Genomic DNA, 24397 nt, shown 5'->3' on the forward strand with positions numbered 1-24397 from the left:
AGTCAATGTTCGATATGATTGCCACCCATTTGTTCATGCATGAGCCGCCGATAAATAACAAAAAACATTACCGCCAGCGTACTCATCACAATACCCATGACGAAGCCGACCCGATAGTTGTGACCGCAGAAGTAGATCGCCCAACCTGATATAAATCCGAGCGTGGCACGATAGGCGTTGCGAATGCAGGAATTGGTGGAGGTGATCGAACCGATATCCTGCCGCGGCGCACTCTTGTATACCATGATGTCGGCCCCCGCATATAACGGTCCGATGACGGTCATCGCCAGTGACAGAATGATCAAACTGGTCTTGTCATGCACCTGCATCGCCCATAGGAAACAGGCCACCTGACCCGCCCAGAACAGCAACACAACACGGAACCCGCCCCAACGGTCGATAATCCAGCCGATGGGGTAGGCCAGCACAAGACTCAACAACCCGGCCCATGACAATGCTTGGTAGATATCCCCTCGCGCTAATTGCAGGGTCTCTTTTGCCCAGAACCAGAGCCATGTACTATTCATGACCAGATAACTGTTGATCAGGGCCACGCCGCCCATTAGCCAGAATATCCGCTTATCGAGCGCCGCCACCTTGAAGGTGGACCAGATCTTGAATTTTTCAGTGGTTGGATGCCGGATCGGTGGTTCCTTGATCCCGAAAGCACAGAGCGTGGTCAACGTCATGATCACCGCCCCCACCGCAAAGGGAAACCATTCGGACACCGCAATGATGCGCCCCGCCAACTGCATAATAACGAAACCTACCAGACCACCGGCGGCGCCGAGAACTGAATTGGCCCGGGCCAGCACATCGCGCCTCACGCAATCAATGCCAAGCAGCGAAAAAGTGCTGGCTACAATATCCATGAAGATCATCTTCACAATGACCAGCCCCACCAGGATTGCCACCCAGCGCGCTTCATTGAACACTGGGAACAAGGCCATCGCGCCAATGATGAAAGGTGCGGACACGAAGTACCAAGGCCTGCGGCGCCCAAAGCGGGTCACGGTGTGATCGCTCTTCCAGGAGAAATACATTACCATAAAACTCAAAGCCCAGCCATTGACCGAGCTGATAGTTCCCTGAATATTCTCCCGCACACCCAAATCCAACAGCCGCATCAGCACTAATGGCATCACCAGCGTATCCGCTACCCCCCAACCAATGTTGCAGATCCCGATCAGGGTCACGTTGCGCCACATCAGCTTCTTGTCGGCGTAGTAGGCATCCAATGCAGGATCCGCCAACGGCATATGCGCATTTTCGGGTATGGGCGCTGTGTTATGTGTGGTCATTGTGATTTCCAAAAGTCCATCGAACATCGCACCTGTCGGCCACTTTCAAAGGGCGATATACCCCATGAAGATCCGGCGTAATGAAGTTAGCCCCCCAATCGATAAAGTAGCCCGCCGTCTGCGCCGGATCGGCATCGATGCGCAAGACCCAGCCCGGCTTACGAAGTGATAAAGAGCCCTGCGCGGGAATCCAGAAGGCGTTTTCCGCCCTTTCGGCCACGGTTACCTCGCAATGCACGCCATCCTTTTCCCATTCTAATTCCATTTCACCAAGATCCTGGAGGGTGTAAGAACAAGGAAAGTTAAAATTGAATGCTCCATAGGCGTGCTCCAGTTTGTTGATGCAGGAGGCCTCATAAACAAACCCCGTTTTCCCCCTCGCGATTGAGATTCTAATTGCGAATACACCATGCGGAAGATCCAGCTTCAACTCCACGCAAACCACATCCGGTGTTTGTTCAAGCATTGTCCATTCCCACGGGTACTGCCAGAGAATACAAGGATTGCTGTGTACGCCCATAGCCCAGATCAGCCTCAAGCCACCCGAGGCCGAGTAACTACGATAGCCACCGGGCTGCATCCCACGCGTCACAAAACTCCCCATGGTCTCGGCAATGATAACCTCCCCCGCCCGCTGCCAGTCTTGGAGACTTGCGCCAAACTTGGGATATACCTCAAAACTTTCCGCTCCGTTCACAAACTGCAGAATATCACCGCACGGACCGCCACTGATCACCTTCAAGCCAAAATCGTTCGCAGGGACAGGCGCCAAGGGCTTGATAACTTCATCATATCCTGCTGGACAGAATTGCTGCGTCGAGGCCCGCTTGAAACCGTTTCCTTGCGAAAAATGATATCGTTCATATGAGGCTATACTATCCTGCACGTTTCCCTGGATCTGGGCTCGTATGACACGACGCATCTCGGGGGCGGCATCCCAGGCTGAGCATTTCAACAAAGCTTCGATCTCAGCCTTCCACTGTCGGGCCTGAACGGTTTCGGTGGGGATCTTTGACCAAGCACCCTGCAAAGATAGAACGTCTACAATTTCTGCAGGCGGCTCGCCTCCCTCCAGCACTTTCGCCCCCATGGCAATATTGAATTCCTGCAATTCCCACCGGCACTCCTCCCAACTCGTCACAATCAGGCCATCGCCGTGATGCCGATTGACGGACTCCCTGGCCTTTTTTAATGCGTTGACGCTACGGTGGCTGAGTGCCGAGCCAGCCACCCCGCCACTGAAAACCGTCGAAGCCATGAGCGTCTTGAAGCCCAACGCCTTGAATGTGCTGAGCGCAGCATAGTCCGAGTCAACATCATAAAACCACAAGGCCACCACCGCCTGGCGCGAAAGCTGCTGCCGCGCCTCAGGAAAATGCATCAGCATGTCATGCCAGACAATCGGCCGGCGTCCCCGCTTGACCAGACAATCCACGGCGGCATTGATCCGGTTGCCCCAGACCTTGGCCACATCGAATCCGGGACGGGCAAGTTGCCGGTTTGATGGCTGCCACTCATCACCCCCAATCAGGAAATATTGGCTATGGGAAATGTCGCAGAATTCTCCGAGACATCGCAGCATCCACTCACGGGAGGCATCACTCTCCACATCGATATCCGGGCGCCCGTCATGGCCGGCTTCGCTGCATAATTCCGGGTAAGCCGGACTGATCAACTCCGTATGCCCGATCACATTGAAATGAGGAACGAGTTCGATCCCCGTCTTCCGTGCCACATCCTCGAATTTTGACCAATCCCCAGCCGTATACGCACAACTCGGGCAAGCCCGCTCCATGGAGGGCAAATGAATCATGTTCTCCAAATAAGGCAGGAAATGCGTGTAGCCCGATTGGGCCGAAAGTCGCAAGGCTTGGCAGAACATCTCCGGTTTTAAATAGTTGCCGCGCGCAATGTCATAATGAAAGCCGAGAAATGGTTTATCCATTGATCATTCCTTTTTCAAATTCACGACTAAATTTTAAAAGTTGGCAGGTAGTCAATGTACTCAGCCTTATAGGCCTGCCAGATTTTCTTCGCCTGGGTAATGCTGCGCACATAGGGGGTGAGGCACAGCGCCTGAACGGCAAGGCTTTCGTCACCTTCCACCGTCGCCTTGACGATCATCTCATGCAGCGCCGTCTGGCGACGGCAGATTTCCAGCGGCCCTGGCGGCAGTTCCCCAACATGGATGCTGCGTACCTGCCCCCCAATCGCAATCCCGGGCACGTCTAGAATGACGTCATCAGGCAGGTTCGTTACCGCACCGTTATTCCTGATGTTGATTGCGTCGAAGTAGGTCGGCGTGTTAGTTTCCAGTGCGATGATGACCTGACACGGTTTCTCGGCATAGTACGAATGATCGTTGTCCCGAGGAAATGGCGGCGCTTTATATTCCGCCCCAAGGAGCTGTTGCTTTTTCACATCTCGAAACGTTTTTGATGCGAGTCCCTGATAAAAGTCCGTCAACGCCCTTACGCCGTGCGTCTCCCATTCGCCTTTCTCCCAGAAAAAAGTCATGTACTCGATAATATGATCGTCATACCCGACAGGATACATGTTGAAGGTATTCAGCACTTCCAGCGTGAAATTCTGTTCTGGTATGGAATCAAAGCGTTTTTTCCAGTATTGCGACGCCCCCACTTTCTGCAAAAACTCAGCCATACAACTCTTCCCGGTCCCTTTTTTCCTGATATCAAATAGCCAATTAAGGTGGTTCACTCCGGCTGAGACGACTTCAAGCTCCCCCGGTTCCATACCGATCATCTCCGCAATGACGCCAAAGGAGCCATGCACTTGGTGACAGAAGCCCAGGGCCTTGATCGTCGAATGGTTTTTGAAATAAGTGCAAAGTATTGACATCGGGTTGGTGAAATTCAGCAGCCAGGCGTCCGGGCAGAGTCTTTTCATCTCCGCGAGGATCCCTGTGAACATGGAGACATTCCTCATCCCGTGAATCATGCCGCCGGGGCCGCCATTCTCTCCCTTAACCTGATAGACGCCAAACTGTTCAGGGATCCCCAGATCCTTGGCCCAGTTTTCATAGCGTTTCGGTTCGCACGAGGTAATCACATAATCGCTGCCATCCAAGGCCTCAGAGAGCGAAGTCGTCTGGAGCAACCTAACCTTATGCGGAGCCATTTCAAGGATCGGCCCGACCTTCTCCTCCATGAGCCGAAGGTTGTCGGCGCTAATATCCATCATACAGAAGTCCCAGCCATCAAACAGTTGATGGCTGGCCAGCTCCTTCGCGATGCTTATGGTGAAGCCCGACCCTGCCCCGATCATTGATATTTTTTTCATGATATGATTCCTATTGTTTTTCCCTTCACATGAATTTCATGATCAAATCTGGACCAATGCCAATTCCATGGGTTTAAGCTTAAGGACGGCTTTGCTTGCAATACTTTTGCCAAGCATATTCCTTCCCGTGCGAAAGGACACGTTACCAACCTTCACCGTGCGGGATTCATTAGAAAGATTGGAAATCAAAAGCGTATCCAGCTTGACGAAATCTTCCACACTGATGCCCTGCCAGTCCACCTGTTTCAAAATCGGCAACACGTCAGGCTCACAAGCCAATAACCCCTGGCCCCATGCTCTTGACAGTTGAAAAACGTCGCTCTGACCAAACACCAGCCCCATCCGCCTGTTGAAAACAGCTTCACCAAACACATGGAACAACCATCTGATCGAGCCATTCGTCCGATCCAGTTCATATAGTGAGGCGCCTTCGTTCATCAGACTGAAACAGCCGCCATCTGAAGATTCCGCAGCAATATAATATGGACTTACTGTGCGGTCTTCATGGGTCAGTGTGCGCACATTGGGATTGAATCGCCAGACCTTGTCCAATGGCAAAGCCACCTGCAATTCAAGCGCCAGGAAATCATTCCACTTTGAAGAGATATTGAAATCGGTGCGTGGCGAGTATTTCAGATTAATCTCTACATATTCCCCCTGCTCCGCGACAACCAGGTCCAGAATGACGGTCTGAATCTCCCGCTCCAGTTGCTGATAGTGAAGCGTCATGAAGACCAGCCCCCCCGAACGCTTCATCGCCGTGTTCAACAACTTAAAGGGCCCGGCCTTCCTGTCGACTGGACTGCATGTCATTTTCTGTCCCTTGAAGCCTAGTTCGAGCTTCCCCTGCTTGTCGACTTCGATCCGCCAAAGACCGTTGTCGAAAGTCGCGTGTTGTCCAACGGCACGTTTATCAGCGACCGCGGGCTCACACGAGGAAAATGAAGGGAAAGGACCAACGGCGTAAAGATCGGCACCGTGCGTTACCGCATTTGCGCCACGATATGATTCCGGTGCGCGAATTCTTCCAAAGGCAAGCGGAACTTCGGCAGCATTGAAAAGTTTTGACGAAGACTTCCCTTCAGACAGGAATAGACCTGCCTTATCAAGCTCTGCTTTAGCATCCGCAGTGATTTCTTCGAGTTTCCGTGTCAACGTCTCCCGGGAGTAGGGCGGAACTTCGATGTTATTGCTGGCATGGAACTCACCACGGCGCTGTCCTTGGACATAGGAACAATCATGCGCCTCCAGAAGACAAAGTTTGCCAACGCATTGGTCGAGGATCCGATAGGCCTCATCCCGCCGTCCGCTTCTCGCACACCCCGCGAATCGCAACTGCCGCAACCGCGCAGACAATGCCTGGATATTTTCATAATGGCTGAACGGATTCAAATTCGTCTCGTTCGGATAAAAGAATTTTTCAGATAGCTTGTAGGAATCTGCCGTATAGCTTTTGACAGGAGCATTTTCCGAAGCCAACTTGAAGCGCTCCCGATCGAGCCCATAACTACCCCACACGGGCGCGTACTGGTGAGCCCTGATCATGTGTATCCTGAAGGGGACATAGCCGAGATCCTGAAAGTTCACATAGTTGAGGGATTTTTCGCACCTACCGTATTCGTCATGGATAAGAGGCAAATCCAGGAAGTAGTTATTGCTTTTCCGGGAGAGGGCCGGATGGCGTGCGGTCATGGATATGATATCGTGGCCGGCCGGACTTGCCCAATTAATGAAATCTGTATTTTCGGCCGGTGTTTCCCCGTGGTTTTGGGTGATATGGAGCGCGCGTTGGTAGCCAAAATGCCTAAGGAGTTCCGGCATCTGGGGCGTGAGGGAGTTTTCCTGGCACTGATAGACAGATGGGGTCTTCCCGAAAACCTTCGCAAAGGTTTCATTCCCTTTTTTAAATTGCCAGAATTGAAGCGCGAGCGATGACATCAGCGCATAGGGAAGAGAATAGGTTCCGTTCGTCAATTCGATCGTTCCCTTTTTCCAAAGTTTCGCGATCGTATCACCCAGGCGCGGATAACGTGTAGCGAGATTTTCCCAGCAGGCGGCGCCACCCTCAAGGCTGACCTTGTAGCCGTGCTTCTCAATATGCTCGAAATACGAAAGGAGCATTTCCCTGGAAGAGTGCGGCCATTCAAGTTCAAAGAACCCCTTATCCTTAAAAAGAATCCCAAGATGCGGATATTCCAGGAAGAAGACATCCATTTTCGAAAATTCTTTTCTGAGCTTAGCCAACTGCCCGAAGGCCTGCCGGAGATGACGGACCGCATCCTTTGCCTTGCCGGATTGAATAGCTGCCATCGCCTTTAGATAGGCTGCGTCCGCAATCTTTACAGCATCACGGTTCTGTCCTTTTATCTCCAAGAACCACTGCAGCAGGAAACGGTTAACTCCGTACGCTTGGCAATCGAGACGAAACTCGCATGGGAACGCGCCCCATGCTCGATTTGCAGCCCCCCCCCCGCATTGCTCCATCAGACCTGTCACAATATCAGCCCCTTTTATAAATATCGCCTCGGGCATCTCATTCCGGTAATAGCCGAACATGGCAAATAGCTCAAAACTAACAGCCATGGATTTCCCGAACTTTTTGATCGCCGGATTCTCTCCGAGAGTCCAGTTTGCATCTTCCCCCGCGTATGCGTCGTAAAGCAAATTGAATGGATAGAACAGTTGGCCTGCGGGCGTCGTCAGTTTCTCTTTTTCGGATTTACATGAATGGGTCCGTACCCCGGGGATGGTTGCAGGACGGACATAGAGTCCGGGGATTTTCAGGTTTTCAAATAGCGCCGACGCTTGCGCGCAGGGAGCGATGACAAAATCACCGACCGCGCTTTTCTGATCCCAGCCGTTCTCCCATTCCGGAACAAGACCTGTTAGCGAAAAGACCGCGGGGTCAAAGAGCATCCCATATCCCTCCATCCAACCATACATGTGCTCCCAACATAGTCCGGGGCGTGTCTCTCGGAAATTAGTCGTCTTCGGGAAAATATATCGCATTCTTTTCATCTAAGCATCGCCGCTTTCTTTATTCAAATGGGACTGAAAGAACCGCAAGGCATTGTCCAGCATGGGCAGGGTAATCTCGTGGCCTTTCCCGGGTTCTTCGTGGAGGGAAAGGCATTTATCAGAAGACTTGTTCTTCCGCCGTCTCTCGATGGCGCTGATGAAACTCCGGTACATGATTTCAGGAGATCCTGCGTCCAGCGCCCCCCAACCCAGGAATATCTTCCGGGGCGGAATGAGGGAAACCACCTGATCCCAGTCGATGCTGGCCTTAATCATTCCCGGAATATAGTGATACAAACAATGACAGCAGCGGTACTGCCCGAACTGATGCCGCAGTGTCATGAAGCTGAAGAAGCACGCCGTTGCCTCGACCTTCTTGTTCACCGAGGCAAGAATATACGCCTGCGTACTGCCACCCGACCAACCGATGGCCCCCAGGGAACGGGCCCCGAGCTTCTCCAGCACTTCCAAGGCGCGTGAATTATCCCATACGGATTTCCAAGCCAGGCTTTTTCCCTGACCAGTCAGTTCAGCATGCGCGGAGATTTCGTCGAAGAATTTCGTGGAGTAGCCCCATTGGGCCTGCCGTTCGCCAAAACAAAGGGCATCCGGAGCTATGACTCTGAACCCGGCTAATGCTGCATGATAACTGTATTGGATCGGATCATCTTTTACAGGATGGCAGTGGAACGCCTTGCCAACCGGAAAAATGGCATCGCCGCCATGTCCGTGAATGGACAAGACTCCAGGGGCATTTTGAGGAAGGCCCTCCTTGAAGAGATGGTAGGCGGAAACGCGTTCCCCTTTGTCCACGTCGTATTCCACCCGCTGCCTGATAATCCCACCTTTAAGTTGGATTTCTCCCGTGACTTTAAGTTTCAAAGGAACCGAAGCTACTTCGAAGCCCCCAAGCACCTTTCGGAACCGGCGGTCAATTTCACCCGCCGTGAGATCAAGGGGATATCCGGGAAACTTCTTCATGAGTTTGTAAGGTATGAAGCTCATGGTTGACCTTTCTTTCCTCCGCTAACCCTGTGAACACTTTTGTCATGGGGGTACAGATCCTGGGTTCGGGTTTCGCTAGTCGGCCTTAATCCCAGCAAACGCATAGCATTGTCGGCAAACACGTCCTGAAGATCGAACGCATCGAGTCCGAACACCCTCGCGGCGGTCTGGAACGCCCGCAGGCTTTCCAACCCGACAGGCCATAGTCGGCATATAGGTTGTACTAGTTTCAGTGCATCGGGAGTAACCCAGACAAATCCGTCACCAACGGTCACGCACCGCCCGCGTTGTTCGGAGATAGGAAAATCACTGCCCCAAAGAAGGCGGCGCGGGCCACAAGACTCCAGCAAGACACGGAAGGGTTCAGCCTCGCATACGGCGGAGGTATCAAACCAGACGTTTGGCAGATCACACAGACCCGCGATCCCTGCGGCGGCATTGGGTGCATGAAATGAGCGGCCACAGTGGGCCAGGATCAAGCGCGCACCGGGGAAACGCGCGCAGTGATCCCGCAAGTAGCGCAGGTTGCCGACATCCGCCATTGCGCCAGCCCGCACCAGGTGCAGGGTGATGACCAGGCCGCGTTCGTGCGCCAGGGACCACACCCATTCGGGAATGTAGTCACCCGGCAACGCGTCAAACGTCGGATGAGTGACACTATAAGTGTGATAGGGTTTGAAGCCGGCGAAGTGCCCATGCCGGAGCAGCGTCTCCACCTCCGCCACCTTCATGTCTGGCGTCACGAGGGCAAGGGCCTTGCTGCCTGTCGCTTCGGCGGCCGCCTGCATGACCCAGGCGTTGACGGCCGTGATCCGCTCCCGCGCAACCATAGGCACGGGAATGAAGAGCGCGCCGGACACCCGGTCGCACCCGACCTGCCGGCCAAGACACTCGCGCCACACCGCCGGGGTGACCTCGTCCGGCCCTGTCGCGAAAACGTTATTCGGCGCAATAGACAGCGTGTCTTTGCTGTAGAGATGCGCATGGACATCGAAAATCATTGCGGGCAGCCCTACCGCCAACGACTGGGCCGCTACAGCATCCTCCTCTTTGAACAGCCAGTTCCTCTTATCTGACCTTTTCACGGTCATCGGTTACCTATGTCTTTCTCTGTAGCCGGAGCCGACCATAGTCCCGGTGTCATGATTGCTTCAGGGAGATCCGGGACGATGGCTTCAACCGCCTCCCGCACGTCACCACTCAGCGGCCCCCGATTGAACAACGCCACGTTCTCCCTCATCTGCTCGACTGTTTCGACGCCGGTAAGGACGCTGGTGACACCGTCCTGAGCAAGCATGTAGCGCAAGGCGAGTTCGGCCAGCGTCATGCCCGCTGCCTCGGCAAGTTCCGCCAGACGCCGCCGAATCGGCACGATCGGACGCAGAGGTTCGGGAATCGCGCGCTCGGGCATGAGCAGCAGTCCCTGCAGGTACACACTCCGAACGAACACAGCCACACCGTGCGCAGCCGCGGCGGCTAGGGACCCACCCTGAAGGTGGCGCCGATCCAGAATGTTCGCGGGAATCTGCAAGGCGCGAACCACTGGTAGCGCGGCGAACCCGGCAGCGGGCCCCGGTCGATTATTGCAGGAAACACCGACATGCCTCAGCCAGCCTTTCTCTTTAAGCCGTTCGAGCGCGTCAAGATGGACTGCGTCGGTCTCGTGGTGAAACAAAACAATCGGCAGGCATTCGACCCGGAGTCGGCGGCGGGATTCGGCCACCGACTGCTCGATCGCCACTCCAGCCAGACGGGGATCAGCGAGTTCGTCCGGGGTCAACGCCTTGACCTTAGTGACCACCACAACACGATCAACCACGCCCAGTTCATGCAACGCCCGGCCAAGCACTTCCTCGCTGCGGCCATATGATGGCGCCGTGTCGAAGCAGTTGACTCCGCCTTCAATGGCTGCGGACACAATCGCCAAAACGTCATCGTAGCCAGGCTGGCCTGCGAGATTGGCAACCCCGTACGGCAAGCCGAACTGGACCGTGCCCAGCATCAGCCGCGATAATTTATAGTCAGCGTAACGTTTTGTTTCCATAAGTCTTCACACATCACATCTCACATCTTACGCCTCACGGCCTCGTCACTTCGCCGTATACCCACCGTCAATCGGGATATTGGTTCCCGTCACATAGACGGACGCATCGGAAGCCAAAAAAACGATAAGCCCTTTCAGGTCCGTATCGTTTGCCATTCTACCCAACTGGGTTCTGGCACTGTAATTCTTCACAAATTGGTCAGGGAGAGTTGGCTCCCAGTATCCTCCCGGCGACACGCAATTTACCCGGACGTTGTACTCGCCAAGCATACTGGCCGCCCATCGGGAGAAATTAATCATACCGCCCTTTTCATAGAAATAAATCGGAGAGGGATTGGCATGCATATCCGTGCCTTCATAGTTCGCCCTTTCGATTCCGACCATGCCCATCATTGAACCGATATTGATGATGGAGCCGCTCTTCCGCTTTTTCATTTCCTCTGCAAATACACGGGTGATGACAAACAGGGCGGAGGCGTTGATATGCAAACTGCGATCAAAGTCCGCCAGAGGATAATTCCAGCCATTCATAGCCGACCGGATGACCGCGTTATTGATCAGTACATCGATTCTGCCACTGCGCTTCATGATTTCGTCGTGGAGGTTGAAAATCGACTTTTCATCCTCGAGATCCAATTGCAGCGCGCTGACATCACAACCTCTGGCACGCTCTTCGGAGGCGACTTGTTCCAGCGCATCCAGATTCCTGGAAGCAATAATTGTTTCGGCTCCAGCTTCCGCCAGTGCCGCCACAATCTGTCGGCCGTATAACCCAGCACCACCTGTCACCAGCGCCACTTTACCCTTCAATGAAAAACTTTCAAGAACGCTCATAGTTTTCTCTTCAACTCCCGATCTTCATTACCTTACCCTGCTTTCAAGGCCGCCTATGTCCAACCTCATTTCCCCCTGCGACACGTTTCCCTCCTTCGCTTTTCGCACCACGAGGCTGCAACGCGCCCGATCGCACTGCGCCATGTCAATCGCGCATGAGTAGCCCAGAGGTTCAAGAACCAATCGATAGAGCACGTCGCAATGTCCGCAATAGTCGTGGTAGGGTTCGATGTGTTTCCATTCCAGGAGCCGCCCCTTGGAGGGGCAGTGGTTCATGACAATAGAAAATGTGCCAGCCGATTCGTCCAACTCCATGGTGAAGTCGGCGGCTTCTTCCTTCAGCGTGTGGCTCCAGTACAGATAACACCCCCGAATTCCGTGCGCTTTCACCAAATCGCGCAGGTTGTTCAGGAAGTTCGCCGAGAGGTAGCGCCAGAATGCATGGACGGCATCCTTGCCACCCAAACGTTCCAAAACGTCGAAAAGCTGGCTATAGGCTGGAATGAATTCCGTGCAACTGATCATGGCGTTCTCCTCGGGGTGCGGCGGCTGAAACGCTGGACGCTGCGGCCGGTCTGAGGGTCGTACTCGACCAGTTCCGCAGCATAAGGTGTGCCTTCGCACAGCGCTTCGTTGACCGTTTGTGTCGTTTCGCGGAAAAGACGCGCTACTGGATAGCCATGGGCGCGCATGTGCTGCACAGCCGGACAGGCAGCAACTCGGATCACCAGTACGTTTTCGCTCAATTCGAACAGCGCCGTACCGCCCTCCTGCTGGTAGATAACTTCAAAGTGATCCTTCAACGCGACAAGCCCCTTATGCAGCAAAGCCTGCTTCAACGGCGCATAAAAGGTCAACGCGAACTCGCGCAGATAGTCACGTACTGCCTGTTCGCCAAAATGCGCGTGAAGGTATTCGATGCCGCAGCTCAGGGCACCATGAAAATCCATGTGCAAATAGGCGTTATCGGCAGCCCGCTGTTCCGTGATCTCTTTCATGGAAAAAGGGTCTGTTTTTCGCGCAACAGCGCCCTGGCAATGGTTTGCCGGCAACCGGATGTCAGTGGATAGTTCAGGAAGTTGCCTGTCGTCCGGAAAACGCCCATCTCAACCAGCAGGTGTTTGAGGCCGGACAACCAGCAGGTGATCTTCGGACCGCCATAGACGTCCCACATAAGCCGGTTCATGCGGCGTTGCAAACGATCCGCCTCGCGATGCTGGCCGTCACGCACGGCCTCGAGGATCATCCCCGCAAGCCGGGCATTGAAGATGCCGCCACCCAACAACAAACCGTCGTAGCCAGCCCGCATGTATGCGGCACAGGCGAACTCATCACCGGTAAGCAACTGCAGCGCCGGGCGCGTCTGTTTCATGCTCAGCGCCAACTTCATGCGCTCGACGTCCGCGGAACTATCCTTGATCAGCACCACCTTCGGTTCGGCGTAGATCTGTTTTAGCACGTCGTCCGTGACAAACACGGCGGCGTGTTTGCCGCGGTCATAGATACCCACCGGCAACGGGCTCGCCCGAATTGCCGCCAGATAAAGGGCCGCCACATTGACTGACGTGGCATTGAACAAACACGTCGGTGGCGCGATCACCGCTATGTCAGCGCCATCTTCGGCGGCGACCCGCATGTTGTCCAGGATCCGGGCTGCGGAGTTGTCCGTCACCTGCGTGGCAATGACCAGGCGGCCACGGGCGGCGGCCACGGCGGAACGTACCAGGGCACGTCGTTCGCGATCCGGCATCCAGGGGCCTTCGCCACACGTGCCACAGAGAAACAGGCCTTTGACCCCGAACCGGACGTGGCGCTCAACGAGCCGCTTCACCGCTACGGTGTCGATAGCCATGCGGTTTGTGAAAGGCGTCGGTGTGGCTGACCAGAGGCCGTTGAGTCGTTTCGTATCGATGTGCTTCATATTCTGATTCCCTTATGATTTCTTATCTGTACTGCAATCCCAAATGATGTCATCCAGCACCTGGCTACGGTAAACCTGCTTACCCCACGCCAGATCCTCTGGAAACATAAGCGAGCCGCCACCGCACCAGAGATCTCCGTTCTTGATGTGCTGAATTACGGCTCGTTGCAAAGCCGTCCCCGCGCTGGCCTTCTGTAAATCGAGAGGGGCATCCACAAAAGCCTGGCCAACCACCCCTTCATTCCGCCCACGAATAGGGTGCAGGTACATCTCCTGCTGAAACCGGACCATATTGGAGTCTGGCGCAAGGTAGTCTTGAAAGCGGGGATCCAGCATCCATGAATCGCAGGTCCAGGCCCGGACGGGGCGTTCCGGAAAATGTTTCGAAAAGAACAGGGACGCCGCCCGTACGGAGTCGCCGCACTGGGCGTAATCCATCTTCCCGCCGGCCGGAATATGCAGACTGAGAACAGGATCGCCGGGGGCCAGAATCTGAACCCACTCCGCCCACGAAAGATGAACCGTCTGCCGGACAACCCGCCCCCCGGGCGTGACGGGATTCCCGCGGATGGGCATTACGCGGAAGTCCAACGTCGACGTGAACGCCTGTGAATCGAAGATCCCGTTCACGCCGTCAAACTGGCCGTCCGTGCGGAAGTTGATTCCCGGCTCTGCGAGAAGGAGCACCCGGCGATCCCGGATATTGCGGAAAGCTCGGAAATCCTGCCGGAATGAATCGAACATGTACTGAAGGCGCCCGAGCCGGAAGAGACGCCCGGTAAAATGGCGACAGATCCAGTTGGCAGCGTTCAATCCCCAGCGTCCGGTGGTTTTCCGGTACATGTTCATCTTGAGCACCAAATCGGCGAGGGTATCCACCTGTACGCTTTCCGGAATCTGCCGTTGCCGGTAAATCGCTTGAACATGCGGCAGGCCTGAAAGCATGATGATGGCGTAGAACATATCGGCGGCGATGCCGAGGCTTGCCGGCAGCATCGGCCAGGACTGAAACTCCGGCTCCCGATCGTGCGTGAAGAAGAGCACGTGAGCGTGCCATGCCAGGCGCTCCAGCGCGGGATCAGCCCGCATTTGTTGTGCCGCCTGCAGGAACGCCTCGCCGAGCGCCGGCTCCATCTTCAAGGTGGCACAAGCGCTGCGGATGAACTCGTCTGCCAGGAAGAACAGGTTACCCGACCGATAGTCGGGTTCGGATACGTGCCAGCTATCGCTCCAGTGCTGTGGAGGGGCAAAGTTCAGGTGTTCGAATACAGATGGGAAGGAGTTGATCATTTAGCAATGTCCTTCTTGCCCCGCCCATTATTCAGTTTCACAATTTCATTGATCAGCAGGTCGGCCACAATACGGTGTCCTTTATCGTTGGGGTGCATCCCATCCAAAAGAAGGTCTTTGATATTCTGGTTCTTCACTTTTCCATAAGCTGAAAAGACCGCATAAACATCCACGAGCGGAATCTTCCGCTTTTCAGCCAGTTGTCGAGCAGCCTGCGCGTATTCGCGAAGCATCACGTTGAAGCCCTCGGGATCATCCGGCAAATAAGGGGCCTTTCCGTAAGTGCTTTTCATCAAGGGAGTCCAATAGATCGGATTCGGCGTCATGAGAATGACACGGCAGTTCCGGGTCTTCAGCGTCTCCACGAAATTTTCCAGATTTCGGATGTATTGGTCCTTTGAAACACGAGATTCCCTGGCGGGAGGATTTTCCCAGACATCAACGGCTGAATCATTGATGCCAAACTGGATCACAACCAGATCCGGCTGTTTTTCAAGCACATCCTTCTCAAAACGGCCCGCCGCATGTTGTGTTGTATTTCCACCGATTCCGGCATTGATGATCTCCGCCGGAATGCCCCTTGCCGGAAGTTCATCCGCTAGAAGGTTGGCGTAAATCTCCAATTTTCCGCGGACCGCGGTAGTGGAGTCTCCAAAAACCACAATCGTCTGAATCTTCATTTTTTCCATATTCCCCCCAGCCAGGCCATTAATCGCGAAAAAGACAGGCACCCCTATCCAAATCCCAATCAGAGCAGATAACTTCATATAAACTTTCTATATTCTTTGAAAATCAAGCAAATGCTGTTGCGGGCGGGAATTTATCGACACGTAACCCGCCAATTTCAATCAGCGGGTTTTCCTGGGCTGGTCGGCAATTATGCCAGATTTTCTGGATTTCCGGATCGTCCAACCGGGCGCCCGCCATGCACTCCTCGTTGTCCCAGCGGCAGACGCCGGTGGCTCCGGCCTCGTAATACAGGTGGGTGCGTTGGCGCAAGGTCGCCAGGGATTCCGGGTGCATGTAGTCGCCAAGACAAGGAATCAGCTTCGTCGCCGTGCCCTTGAGCGCACCCGCGTAGGCGGCGATGTCAAGCCAGCCATTGGGTTGTGTGATGAGTGTGTCGCCGATGCGGTCGGTGTGGTCATGCACAGGGTACGGCATGACCACGTCCACGAGTCCCTCTTTCGCCCAGGCCTCCACATCGATACCATAGGCCAGGTTCCACTCCAGGCACGGACCGCCTTGCACGCTCAGTTCCCGCCGCTTCACGAGCGCCGTGGGTCCCTTGGCGTCCAGCATGGCCCGCAACTCGCGGATCCAGACCGTCATAAACTCCGCCCATACCTTGCGCAGGCGTGGGTCGGTCTCCGTGAAGTCGCGCGCCTCGAGGTCGTACAATTCCCGGAAGCGCGTGCGTACCGGCTCCTCGTAGCGCGCCAGCGCGAATCCCCGGGCGAAGAGAATGGTAACGCCGTCGGCGCCCCGATCCAATGCCTCTTCGAACATCGCCTGGATCTGCGCGCGGACCGCCGGGAAAGCCACGCTCAAGGTGCTCAGGGGCGTACCATTAGTTTCCAGACAGCGGTACTCGGGGTGGGACACGAAGAAGGACGACCGCCACAGTTGGTCATAGGGCGGCATGGCATGGACCCACCCTTGCGGGCGAATCGACATCCAAAAGCGTTTCCCGAGCTGGTGGGCTTTATCAATGCATTGTTGCAGGAAATCGTTGCCGGAGTGAACGCACCACGCCTTCAGGCGGGGTGGGAGCATCCAGGCATCCGCTTGTGACGACGTCAAGACGGTTGAAGGATAGGAAAAACCCTTGCCAGCACCGAGCACCGCATTGTTGAAGCAGGCAGCATCCCACTCGTGCGCGGCAAAACGCTCGCTGAAAAACGGCGGCCTATCGTTGGAGCAGAGCAGCAACGGCCGATGGCGGCGTGTGGCGGCGGTCAGGGCTTCCTCGGCGCGCAACGGCACGGCGCGCACGGCATACAGGGCCGCATGGCCACCAACGTTCCGTCCACGGTTCCAGCCGCCGAAGCGGACTTCCAAATCGCGACCGGTCAGGTCGGCCAGCATCCAGGGCTCCTCGCACAGGCGGCCCCGGGTGCCGGTCGATTCGTCGGGAACGTAAGAGCAGTTGGCATCCGCGACGAGACGCCACGAGTCATCTCCGGTCAGGCGCGCTTCGATATGCGTATCACCACCGGACGCATGGGCGATGACGAGGTAGAGCGCGTGCCACCCGGTGCGTCCGAGCGGGATGCGTAACGGCGCGGCGTCCGCAGAGACCGTGCGCAACATAGTCCCCTCGTAGAGCTGGCTGCGATAGGGCAGCGCCTGCCATTTGCCGGCGGGCGGTTGACTTCGTTCCTGACGGTCCACCCGGGCGCCGCTATCCGTCCATGCCTCTGCGGGCAATGCGCAACGCATATCGGTGATCAGCAACTCGGCAGATTCCTTAACAGCTCCCGACTGCCGCGACTGCAATTCATTCTCTTTATGCATAGGTTCCTCTTATGAATGTAATGGCAATCTAATACCCAATGCCTGGCGCGTTCCTGGACATACAGACATCCGCCATGGATTCCATCGTATTGCCCTGTGGCGGCAAATAGTGTGCGCACCAGAGTCGCATCAGGTCGGGATTTTCAAGACCCGCGCCGGCAAGCGCCACGTCCTCCTCCGCACAGCAAAGGCCATCGGCGCCCGCCGAATAGTAACCGTCTGCGGTTCTCAGGAACTTATCACGCGGCGGCACCGAAATGCCACTGCCACCATATCGGGAGAAACGGTCTCCGTAGTGCCCTACGCAGGGGATAACCTGCATGGCCGTGCCAGCAACTGCTGCATGATAGGCTGGAACATCAACCGGCCCGTCCGCCAGCTCGCCAGGCTGCGGCCACGGCGTCATAGCGACGGTAAACGGCGTGCGGCGCGGGAAAGGCATGACCACATCGACAAGCCCCTCGCGTGCCCAGGCCGCAATATCCAGCCCCAGCCGCCGGTTCCACGCCAAATTCGGACCGGTTATGACCGCCAATTCACGGCGTTTGGCCAGTGCCGTCGGTCCCGCCTGATCGAGCAAGCGGCGCAGTTCGCGCAGCCACTGGGTCACGAATTCCGCCCAGACCTCCTGCAAGCGTTCGTCCGTCTCGGGGACACCACACACCTCCACGCCGAACCGCTCCTTGAACCGCGTCTGAACCGGCGCCTCATATTGCACCAGTGGATGTCCGCGATGGCAGGAGATTAGCACCCCGTCTGCCCCACGTTCCATGGGTTCGGCCAGCATCGTACCGAGCCGCTCCCGCACCGGAGGAAAGGCCACGCTCAATTGCCCGAGCGCCTGCCCCTCGGCATCCAGGCAACGAAACTCCGGATGGGCCGTGAAGAAGGGCGAGCGAAAGACCTGATGCAGTGGTGGTGGTGCCACCCACGCCTGCGGACGCAACCCCATCCAGAACCGCTTGCTATGCTTGTGCGCGCGGTCAATTGCCCCTTGCAACGGGTCTTCACCGCGGGCAATCATGGCATGCACTTCACGCAAAATCGGCTGCCAGCGGAAGTTGTCCGCCACATCCCACGCGCCCTCCCCGGCCAATGCGCCTACCTTCGACGGCCACAGGACGACATCGGTTCCCGGATGGTCGTAATAGACTGTGTCCCAGGCACCGTCGTCGAACCGGTCGCCATAGTAGGGAGGCAAGGCCGCGCAGCCATGCACCAGACGCCGGCGTTGCCGTGTGGTCAGCGCCGACACGTCCTCGGGCCGCACCGGAGTGGCGCGCACCGAGAACACCGCACAATACCAACCGACTTGATGGGAATGGAGGTCAACCGGATAACGGATCTCCAAATCGCGGCCGGTGAGATCCGCGAACTTCCAGGGAAGTTCGTGCAATGGCTGCGGACCCGCCAACAGCCCATTGCTCCCTTGCGCCTCTAACTGATGCCTGTGACGGCAATTACTCTCGATCAAATCCCAGCGTGTATCGCCAGTCAATCGCGCCTCCACGATCAGATCCCACGGCAGATTGCTCATGCCGATGGAGATCGCATGCCAGCCCGTGCGACCCAGCGGAATGCGGATCGGTGCAGCATCGGGGAAGATAGTCCAAAGCAGGCTGCCGCTGTACGCCGTGGATTTGTAGTCGATGATCCGCCATTTGCCCGCCGATGGCATACTCATCGGTTTCGTGACATTGCTGTCGGCATCTGTCCAGGCGTTGGCCGGCAAGGCACAACGCAGGTCGGCAATCAGTAATTCAGTTTGCATAACGGTCATGTCCTTCACTGGTTCAACGGCTGGAAACTTTTTCCGTCGATCTGCAGGCGCACACTCTCGCCGGCGGGGATCTTGACCGTGCCCGTCATGCCGCAGAAGAGCGGCGCGTGCGCGGGCGAACGTACGGTGGTCTCGATGTCCTTGTCGGTGGGATTGTGCAGTTCAATGAAGGGCTTCTGGCCCTCGGCCTGACCATCCACCACAAGGGTGAGTTTCACTTCCTTGCGGTCGCACGTGAAGACATTGCCCACCCACATTTCGTTCTTCTGGTCGATCGGTTCCGTCAGCCAGGCTGTGCCAGCCGCATCCACCGGAATAAAGCGAAACCAGGGGCACTTGGTGCTGTATACGGCGACGCAACCGTTATTCTCGATACCCTGCACCCGGACCGGCAGGTCAATGATGAGTGCCTGGGGTCCCAGGGAGAAGAGGGCTTCGCCCTTCTTTGCCGCCGCCGTGAAGAAGAAGACGGCATCCTTGCATTCACCGACCTTCATCTCGACCGGATAGCCTGCCTGTCCTCCGCCAAAATTCAAGGCCTTGATCGTGTGCTCCAGAAGGGCATTGTCAAACTTGTCGTCTGCAAAGGTTCCGACCCCGAACCGATACTTAAGGACGGTTCCGGCCTTGATCACCTGGCCGTCCCGCCCCAGCCCGGCCTTAAATCCCTCGGTGGCAGGAAACCGCGCCTCATACGCAAAATCCATGTCCGCCGGAACCAGCAGGCCGAGATACCCCACCGGGGTCGTCATATACGCGGCGTAGCCACCGGGCCGAATGCGGCCCATCATCCGTTCAGGCTTCTTCTCGTCACGAACCGCGGATATCTTTGTGACCCCGTCGGCATCGGTAACAATGAACATCGTGCCTATGTTTCTGGCCAGGTCCGTCGGGCAACGCGCATCGAACAGGGGAATCGGGAGAGTTCCCTGGAGCGTCACATCTTTTTTGAAGCGATACTCCCCCTCGTGCCAGATGATTCCACCCTTGTAGTCCTTGCGACCTTCCTTGCTACGGCGGTAATTCCAAGACACAAACATGTCCTCGCGCTCCATGGGTGCAAAGATCGTGTGGGTTCGGTCATAGAACTCGAGGTCACCCACGTCGCGCGGCACCGTTGCCGCGGAGGGCGTGGGGCGTTGCGCGGTTTCGAAGCGTTCCGACAGGTGCGTCATGCGCATGGTGGCGATCTGGAGATTGTAATTGTTGATGCCTACGTCCATCAGGCGGCTGGGGATGGCGTTCAGTTTTGACGGATGCGGATACTCACCCCCCGCCTCCTTGAAAGTGATCAGGTCGTTGAGTTGCGCCCAAGGCTGAGGCACGCCCAGACCGAGACTGGAGGTGTCCCATCCTGTCAGGCTGTAGTCGTCGCCGTTGCGAAAATCCTTGGCTGCGGGGAAGAACTCATTCCGGTCCGGAATCCAGCACATGGCGGTGGGGCCGAGAATGTTCAAGTTGTCGCCGCAACGGTAGAGGCCGCTCTTGTAGCAGAACATCTTGATGAGACTGGAGAAGGCACGCTGGCCCGCTGTATCGATGACTTCCAGCGTCAGATAGTGTTGCTGGTCATGCACGAGTTCGAATTCCCGCTCCAGAAGTTTCTCACCGTGCCCCAGGAAGCGGCGGATGGTACCGCAGTCGGCGTCATGCACCTTGACTTCCGCAATGCCCTGGTCGGAGCGTACCGCAAAACAGAGCCGGACGCGCTGCGCGCCGCGGATGTATTTCCAATTGGCTTCCATCTGCGAGTTATCGTTGGGCGAGAACCACATCAGCACGGACGGGCCCTGGCTCACAAATTGCCCCGCCGCCCGGGCTTTGTCTTCGGCACCGCAGCGCGTGTTCAGGGCTTCTCTGGCATTGTCCAAACTGTTGAACCCGGTGTAACAGAGGCTGGCCGCCGCAGCCACCTCGGACGGATCAGTGATGCGGGTGAACGACGAAACCACAGCGGAACGCATATCGCGCAAGCCAAAGAGAAAGTCCGCATAGTTGTCCGCAATAAGATTCCCGTGATCGTAGACCAACGGCAGATAATGAAAGAACCACCAGAGGTTTTCCGGGTGCGCCCCGTTTTTGCGGAGTTGCTGATAGTCCAGCAGGGCGGAACCTGTGAAGCCGCAGGCAATGTTGTATTGTCCGTAGAGGTTCACCTTTTTACCGTCCCACTGCACGTAGGTGCGCGTACGGTCCTTGAACGATGCGTCAGGGAAGACCAGTTTCTCGCCCCAGAAGGCCCAGCGGTTACCTATACCGTCAGTAAACTCGATCCCCGGACAGGCGTAGAAATCGCCCGCCTTGGAGGCCTCGGCGCAATCGGCCTTGAGTTTTGCCAAGGTCTCACCCGTCAACTTCTCCAGCGGATCGGCAAAGACCAGCACCTGCACCCCAGCCGCCTTGGCCGCCGCAACGTACTGGGCCACCGTGCCCTTGCCATCGCTGTAGGCGGTGTGCGCCCCGACCACGGCCCTGACTCTTTTCATGGCGGCGTATTCCGTCGAGAGGGCGGCAAGTTTATCTGGGGTCATGGCCGCAAATTTACCCTTACTCCAGTCGATACTTGCCGGAAAAGTCACCGGCTGGTAGGGATCCGGACGGTAGGTGCCGAATTCCGGAATGGCCAAGGCCGAAGCGGCCAGCCAGCGATAGGCGTTCATCTGCAGTTTCATGCCCTGGCTGGGGCGGCTGGCATCGGGATCGCCCTTGCTTTCCACAATCTGCGACCAAAGGGGATTGCCATAGTTATTGCCAGCGAAAATAGGCGAAAGGGGATAGCAGACCACCCGACCTTTGCCGAAAGTGCGTACGGCCAGAACGGGCGGTTCGCTTGCACAGGAACCTTCTTTTCCGATATTTATCCCATTCTCACCCCTGGAAAGATCTACTTGGTAGCTTTTAGCCTCTTTCTCGCCCCTGACAATTACCTGCCATTCCGGTGCATATTTCATGGCCACGAGCCCAGCCGCTGGCACCTGACCATGCAGCGGCAGACAAAGGCCCGAAACCCCTTCCGTCACAGGATGAGGCAGGATGTTGCGGGTGAACCAGAAGGTCGCTTTGCCAATTGTCTTTCCTTCGAAGGCGCGGGTCTTGTCGAATAGTCCCTCGTGCAGGATCTCCAGTCCGAAGGGGGCCAGCACCAGGTTCCAGTATTTCTCATCGTCTCCACCCGGATACCGTACGGGTTGAGGTTGTACAAATAATCCGCCGCCCTCCTGCACGTAGCGCATCAGGGCCTTGCCCACAACCTCGGCGCGTTTCAGGAACTGATCGTCGAGTTTGTATACGCCTTCGGGGGACGTGCCAAAAGCTATCACATGATATTTCCTGAAGGTCTGATACAGTTGCTCTTCCGTCCAGTTCTCACGGCACAACCCGCTTGCGTCAAACAGTGATGCCTGGATGTTGTTCTCTGTGAATAGCGGGATGCGCCGGTCGAATCTCATGAATTCCACATTGTACTTGGCCGCATCACCTGAGCCCAGGCCGAGGACAACCTTGGGCTTGGCCTCCGCCGCCCCAGCAAAAGTTGCCATAGCGAGCAGCAATCCAAGGATCGCACAAAGCAATTTTTTTTCTGTAAAAGCGATGGTTTGAAGGACGGGTCTCATTGGGTCTCCTTAGGGCAAATAGGTTTTGGAAGTTGCCCATTCTTCATCGCCGTCCGCGAGAAGTCACTCACGAGCCTCATGAGCGACTCCTCGTCCGGGCGCAATCAGATACCAAGCGCGACTTCCCTGCCGGATCACGGCGCGGTTCGCACAGCCCGGAAACCCTGGTGGTCATCCGGCGCAGTGGGCGAGTAAGCGCCTAAGGTGCGATCAGAAACACCCATGGCAGAACCTCTGAGGGTGCTATAACAACCGCCACGTAACCCCCCCGCCGTAGGCCAGTCCGCGTTGGTGGCCACGCCAAGGCTGGACAATGCCCCCGTACCATGACTGCCCGCGAAATTTCTTCCACCCGAATTCCCTGCCGTCACGAGGGACTCAAAAAGGTTGCCGCTCATTTCCATTGCGCCCCAGTAACTTGCCCCCGCTAGCTCCCGCGTCGAAATCGCCGTCGCAAAGATTCCCGCACGGACAGGGCCATTAAAACCACCTCCGTTATTACGGTCAGCGTTGCAGTTCGCGGTGCCGGGAGTGGCCGTCTCCGTCCCGCTCCCGTCCGTCCCGCTCGTCCCTAGTGCGAGGACAATATTGGTGGTCCCCCACGCGCACTCATTCGGCACGGATGCCGCCACCCCTCGACACGCCTTCTCGAACTCGAGTTCGGTCATCGGCCTCAATCCGGCCCACGCCGCATAGGCTTTCATGCTACCCCAAGTTAACCAGTTGCACGCGCGGTCCGGCGCGCTGGCGACAAAATTAGGGTAGCTGCCGCTGATGGTGTAACGCGAATTTCCGTTCTGATTCGGATAGATGGCTGCCTGGGTCACGGTCAGTTTGTTCAAAAAGTCAGCGATCTGCCCTTGGGTAACCTCGTATTTCATGCAGTAGAAGGCGGTGTACCCCTTCGGAAACAGCGCCGGAATGGGGCCGGATGCATCTCCCTGATTGGCGGCGGTTGCATAGTAGAGATTGCCGGCCGCCGTCCCCACCGTAATCGCCGCCTCATTGGTGATCAGATAGGGATTCGTGGTGGTTGGGTAGGTATAGAAGGAACCAGCCTCACTACCGCCGGATCCCACATAGAAACTGCCGCTCGGGACATACACCATCTCGATCGCCTCCACGCTGACATCCACCAGATTGGCAGAGACCACGCCGTTCGCGGCGTAGTTCCAGCGCAGTTTGATGGCACCGTTGGTGTAACTCACATCGCCTGACCCGCTCGTCGAACGGTGGATGAGCGCGCCCTTCCCATCGCTGGTCGGATCAATACTGACCCCCGCGGGCGCCGTGTGCCCGGTCTGCGCCAGAGTGGCGTGGACCCAGTCGCCATTAGCCCGGAACTTGACAAACACCCAGGCCGCATCCCAGTTCGTCACGACGGTCGCGGTGGAAAGCTCCGTCCACGTCGCGCGCCAGGAGTTGGACCAACTGAGATCGAACTGAACATCGGTGTAGCCTGCCGGTGCCATGCTCAGGGCAACGTTAGTCACTACGATGTTGTTGCCGCACGCCGCTGTGGCCAACCCCAACACCATGATCATTCTCAAATACCAACTCGTCCCATTTGTTATGTTCATCTTTCACCCTTCATTGTTAAACTACTGTTATGTTCATCTTTCACCCAACCAACCCATATACTCCCTATCCTGTTCCCCGAAAATGACCTGCTAACGGATGGAAAAGACCGAACCGGTTGCTTCGACAAGTATCTCGAGTCCCGTGGCCATGCTGTCAGCCCATCCGTCCCGGCCTCCGCCTTTGACCCGCCCA

The 24397-nt window shown here is 56.4% G+C and carries 17 protein-coding genes; all 17 read right to left on the reverse strand.

Annotated features, from left to right (window positions below; genetic code table 11):
• Nucleotides 1-2: 2 nt before the first annotated feature.
• The 17 genes from WCS52_06955 to WCS52_07035 all read right to left on the reverse strand — a co-directional run bounded on the left by WCS52_06955 (nt 3) and on the right by WCS52_07035 (nt 24204).
• The gene (locus WCS52_06955; GenBank protein ID MEI6166916.1) at nt 3-1301 is read right to left on the reverse strand and encodes an MFS transporter; all 1299 of its coding nucleotides are present in this window, start codon (nt 1299-1301) and stop codon (nt 3-5) included.
• A complete protein-coding gene (locus WCS52_06960; protein ID MEI6166917.1) occupies nt 1288-3246 on the reverse strand; it encodes a family 20 glycosylhydrolase in 1959 nt (652 codons plus the stop codon). The genes WCS52_06955 and WCS52_06960 overlap by 14 nt, the downstream gene beginning before the upstream one ends.
• A gap of 26 nt (nt 3247-3272) precedes the next feature.
• Nucleotides 3273-4601 (reverse strand): hypothetical protein, encoded by a 1329-nt coding sequence (locus tag WCS52_06965; protein ID MEI6166918.1) that lies wholly within the window; start codon nt 4599-4601, stop codon nt 3273-3275.
• Between the two features lie 42 nt (nt 4602-4643).
• On the reverse strand, nt 4644-7184 hold the full coding sequence (locus WCS52_06970) for a hypothetical protein (GenBank protein MEI6166919.1): 2541 nt from the start codon (nt 7182-7184) through the stop codon (nt 4644-4646).
• A gap of 435 nt (nt 7185-7619) precedes the next feature.
• The gene (locus WCS52_06975) at nt 7620-8624 is read right to left on the reverse strand and encodes a hypothetical protein (protein MEI6166920.1); all 1005 of its coding nucleotides are present in this window, start codon (nt 8622-8624) and stop codon (nt 7620-7622) included.
• The gene (locus tag WCS52_06980; protein ID MEI6166921.1) at nt 8621-9709 is read right to left on the reverse strand and encodes an amidohydrolase family protein; all 1089 of its coding nucleotides are present in this window, start codon (nt 9707-9709) and stop codon (nt 8621-8623) included. The genes WCS52_06975 and WCS52_06980 overlap by 4 nt, the downstream gene beginning before the upstream one ends.
• 2 nt (nt 9710-9711) lie before the next feature.
• Nucleotides 9712-10668: an aldo/keto reductase gene (locus WCS52_06985; protein MEI6166922.1), complete on the reverse strand. Its 957-nt coding sequence runs from the start codon at nt 10666-10668 to the stop codon at nt 9712-9714.
• Nucleotides 10669-10713: 45 nt separating this feature from the next.
• A complete protein-coding gene (locus WCS52_06990) occupies nt 10714-11502 on the reverse strand; it encodes an SDR family oxidoreductase (protein ID MEI6166923.1) in 789 nt (262 codons plus the stop codon).
• Between the two features lie 27 nt (nt 11503-11529).
• Nucleotides 11530-12027: a hypothetical protein gene (locus WCS52_06995; protein MEI6166924.1), complete on the reverse strand. Its 498-nt coding sequence runs from the start codon at nt 12025-12027 to the stop codon at nt 11530-11532.
• Complete coding sequence (locus WCS52_07000; GenBank protein ID MEI6166925.1) at nt 12024-12500, reverse strand: hypothetical protein; 477 nt, start codon at nt 12498-12500, stop codon at nt 12024-12026. The genes WCS52_06995 and WCS52_07000 overlap by 4 nt, the downstream gene beginning before the upstream one ends.
• Nucleotides 12497-13423 (reverse strand): dihydrodipicolinate synthase family protein, encoded by a 927-nt coding sequence (locus WCS52_07005; protein MEI6166926.1) that lies wholly within the window; start codon nt 13421-13423, stop codon nt 12497-12499. Before WCS52_07005 ends, WCS52_07000 begins: the two co-directional genes overlap by 4 nt.
• A gap of 12 nt (nt 13424-13435) precedes the next feature.
• Complete coding sequence (locus tag WCS52_07010) at nt 13436-14713, reverse strand: acyltransferase domain-containing protein (protein MEI6166927.1); 1278 nt, start codon at nt 14711-14713, stop codon at nt 13436-13438.
• Nucleotides 14710-15480 (reverse strand): SGNH/GDSL hydrolase family protein, encoded by a 771-nt coding sequence (locus WCS52_07015; GenBank protein ID MEI6166928.1) that lies wholly within the window; start codon nt 15478-15480, stop codon nt 14710-14712. Before WCS52_07015 ends, WCS52_07010 begins: the two co-directional genes overlap by 4 nt.
• 25 nt (nt 15481-15505) lie before the next feature.
• Complete coding sequence (locus WCS52_07020) at nt 15506-17230, reverse strand: hypothetical protein (protein ID MEI6166929.1); 1725 nt, start codon at nt 17228-17230, stop codon at nt 15506-15508.
• Nucleotides 17231-17258: 28 nt separating this feature from the next.
• Nucleotides 17259-19001: a hypothetical protein gene (locus WCS52_07025; protein ID MEI6166930.1), complete on the reverse strand. Its 1743-nt coding sequence runs from the start codon at nt 18999-19001 to the stop codon at nt 17259-17261.
• Nucleotides 19002-19015: 14 nt separating this feature from the next.
• A complete protein-coding gene (locus WCS52_07030) occupies nt 19016-22624 on the reverse strand; it encodes a hypothetical protein (GenBank protein ID MEI6166931.1) in 3609 nt (1202 codons plus the stop codon).
• Nucleotides 22625-22758: 134 nt separating this feature from the next.
• The gene (locus tag WCS52_07035) at nt 22759-24204 is read right to left on the reverse strand and encodes an SUMF1/EgtB/PvdO family nonheme iron enzyme (GenBank protein MEI6166932.1); all 1446 of its coding nucleotides are present in this window, start codon (nt 24202-24204) and stop codon (nt 22759-22761) included.
• Between the last annotated feature and the right edge of the window lie 193 nt (nt 24205-24397).

The organism is bacterium, assembly GCA_037128595.1.
GTDB lineage: Bacteria > Verrucomicrobiota > Kiritimatiellia > CAIKKV01 > CAITUY01 > JAABPW01.

Excerpts from the sequence above, each read along its gene's own strand:
- WCS52_06955 (MEI6166916.1), bottom strand. The coding sequence starts at position 1,301 with ATGACCACACATAACACAGCGCCCATACCCGAAAATGCGCATATGCCG.
- WCS52_06965 (MEI6166918.1), bottom strand. The coding sequence starts at position 4,601 with ATGAAAAAAATATCAATGATCGGGGCAGGGTCGGGCTTCACCATAAGC.
- WCS52_07020 (MEI6166929.1), bottom strand. The coding sequence starts at position 17,230 with ATGCATAAAGAGAATGAATTGCAGTCGCGGCAGTCGGGAGCTGTTAAG.
- WCS52_07010 (MEI6166927.1), bottom strand. The coding sequence starts at position 14,713 with ATGATCAACTCCTTCCCATCTGTATTCGAACACCTGAACTTTGCCCCT.
- WCS52_07005 (MEI6166926.1), bottom strand. The coding sequence starts at position 13,423 with ATGAAGCACATCGATACGAAACGACTCAACGGCCTCTGGTCAGCCACA.
- WCS52_07030 (MEI6166931.1), bottom strand. The coding sequence starts at position 22,624 with ATGAGACCCGTCCTTCAAACCATCGCTTTTACAGAAAAAAAATTGCTT.
- WCS52_07015 (MEI6166928.1), bottom strand. The coding sequence starts at position 15,480 with ATGAAGTTATCTGCTCTGATTGGGATTTGGATAGGGGTGCCTGTCTTT.
- WCS52_06995 (MEI6166924.1), bottom strand. The coding sequence starts at position 12,027 with ATGATCAGTTGCACGGAATTCATTCCAGCCTATAGCCAGCTTTTCGAC.
- WCS52_06990 (MEI6166923.1), bottom strand. The coding sequence starts at position 11,502 with ATGAGCGTTCTTGAAAGTTTTTCATTGAAGGGTAAAGTGGCGCTGGTG.
- WCS52_07025 (MEI6166930.1), bottom strand. The coding sequence starts at position 19,001 with ATGCAAACTGAATTACTGATTGCCGACCTGCGTTGTGCCTTGCCGGCC.
- WCS52_06970 (MEI6166919.1), bottom strand. The coding sequence starts at position 7,184 with ATGGCTGTTAGTTTTGAGCTATTTGCCATGTTCGGCTATTACCGGAAT.
- WCS52_06960 (MEI6166917.1), bottom strand. The coding sequence starts at position 3,246 with ATGGATAAACCATTTCTCGGCTTTCATTATGACATTGCGCGCGGCAAC.
- WCS52_07035 (MEI6166932.1), bottom strand. The coding sequence starts at position 24,204 with ATGAACATAACAAATGGGACGAGTTGGTATTTGAGAATGATCATGGTG.
- WCS52_07000 (MEI6166925.1), bottom strand. The coding sequence starts at position 12,500 with ATGAAAGAGATCACGGAACAGCGGGCTGCCGATAACGCCTATTTGCAC.
- WCS52_06985 (MEI6166922.1), bottom strand. The coding sequence starts at position 10,668 with ATGGAAACAAAACGTTACGCTGACTATAAATTATCGCGGCTGATGCTG.
- WCS52_06975 (MEI6166920.1), bottom strand. The coding sequence starts at position 8,624 with ATGAGCTTCATACCTTACAAACTCATGAAGAAGTTTCCCGGATATCCC.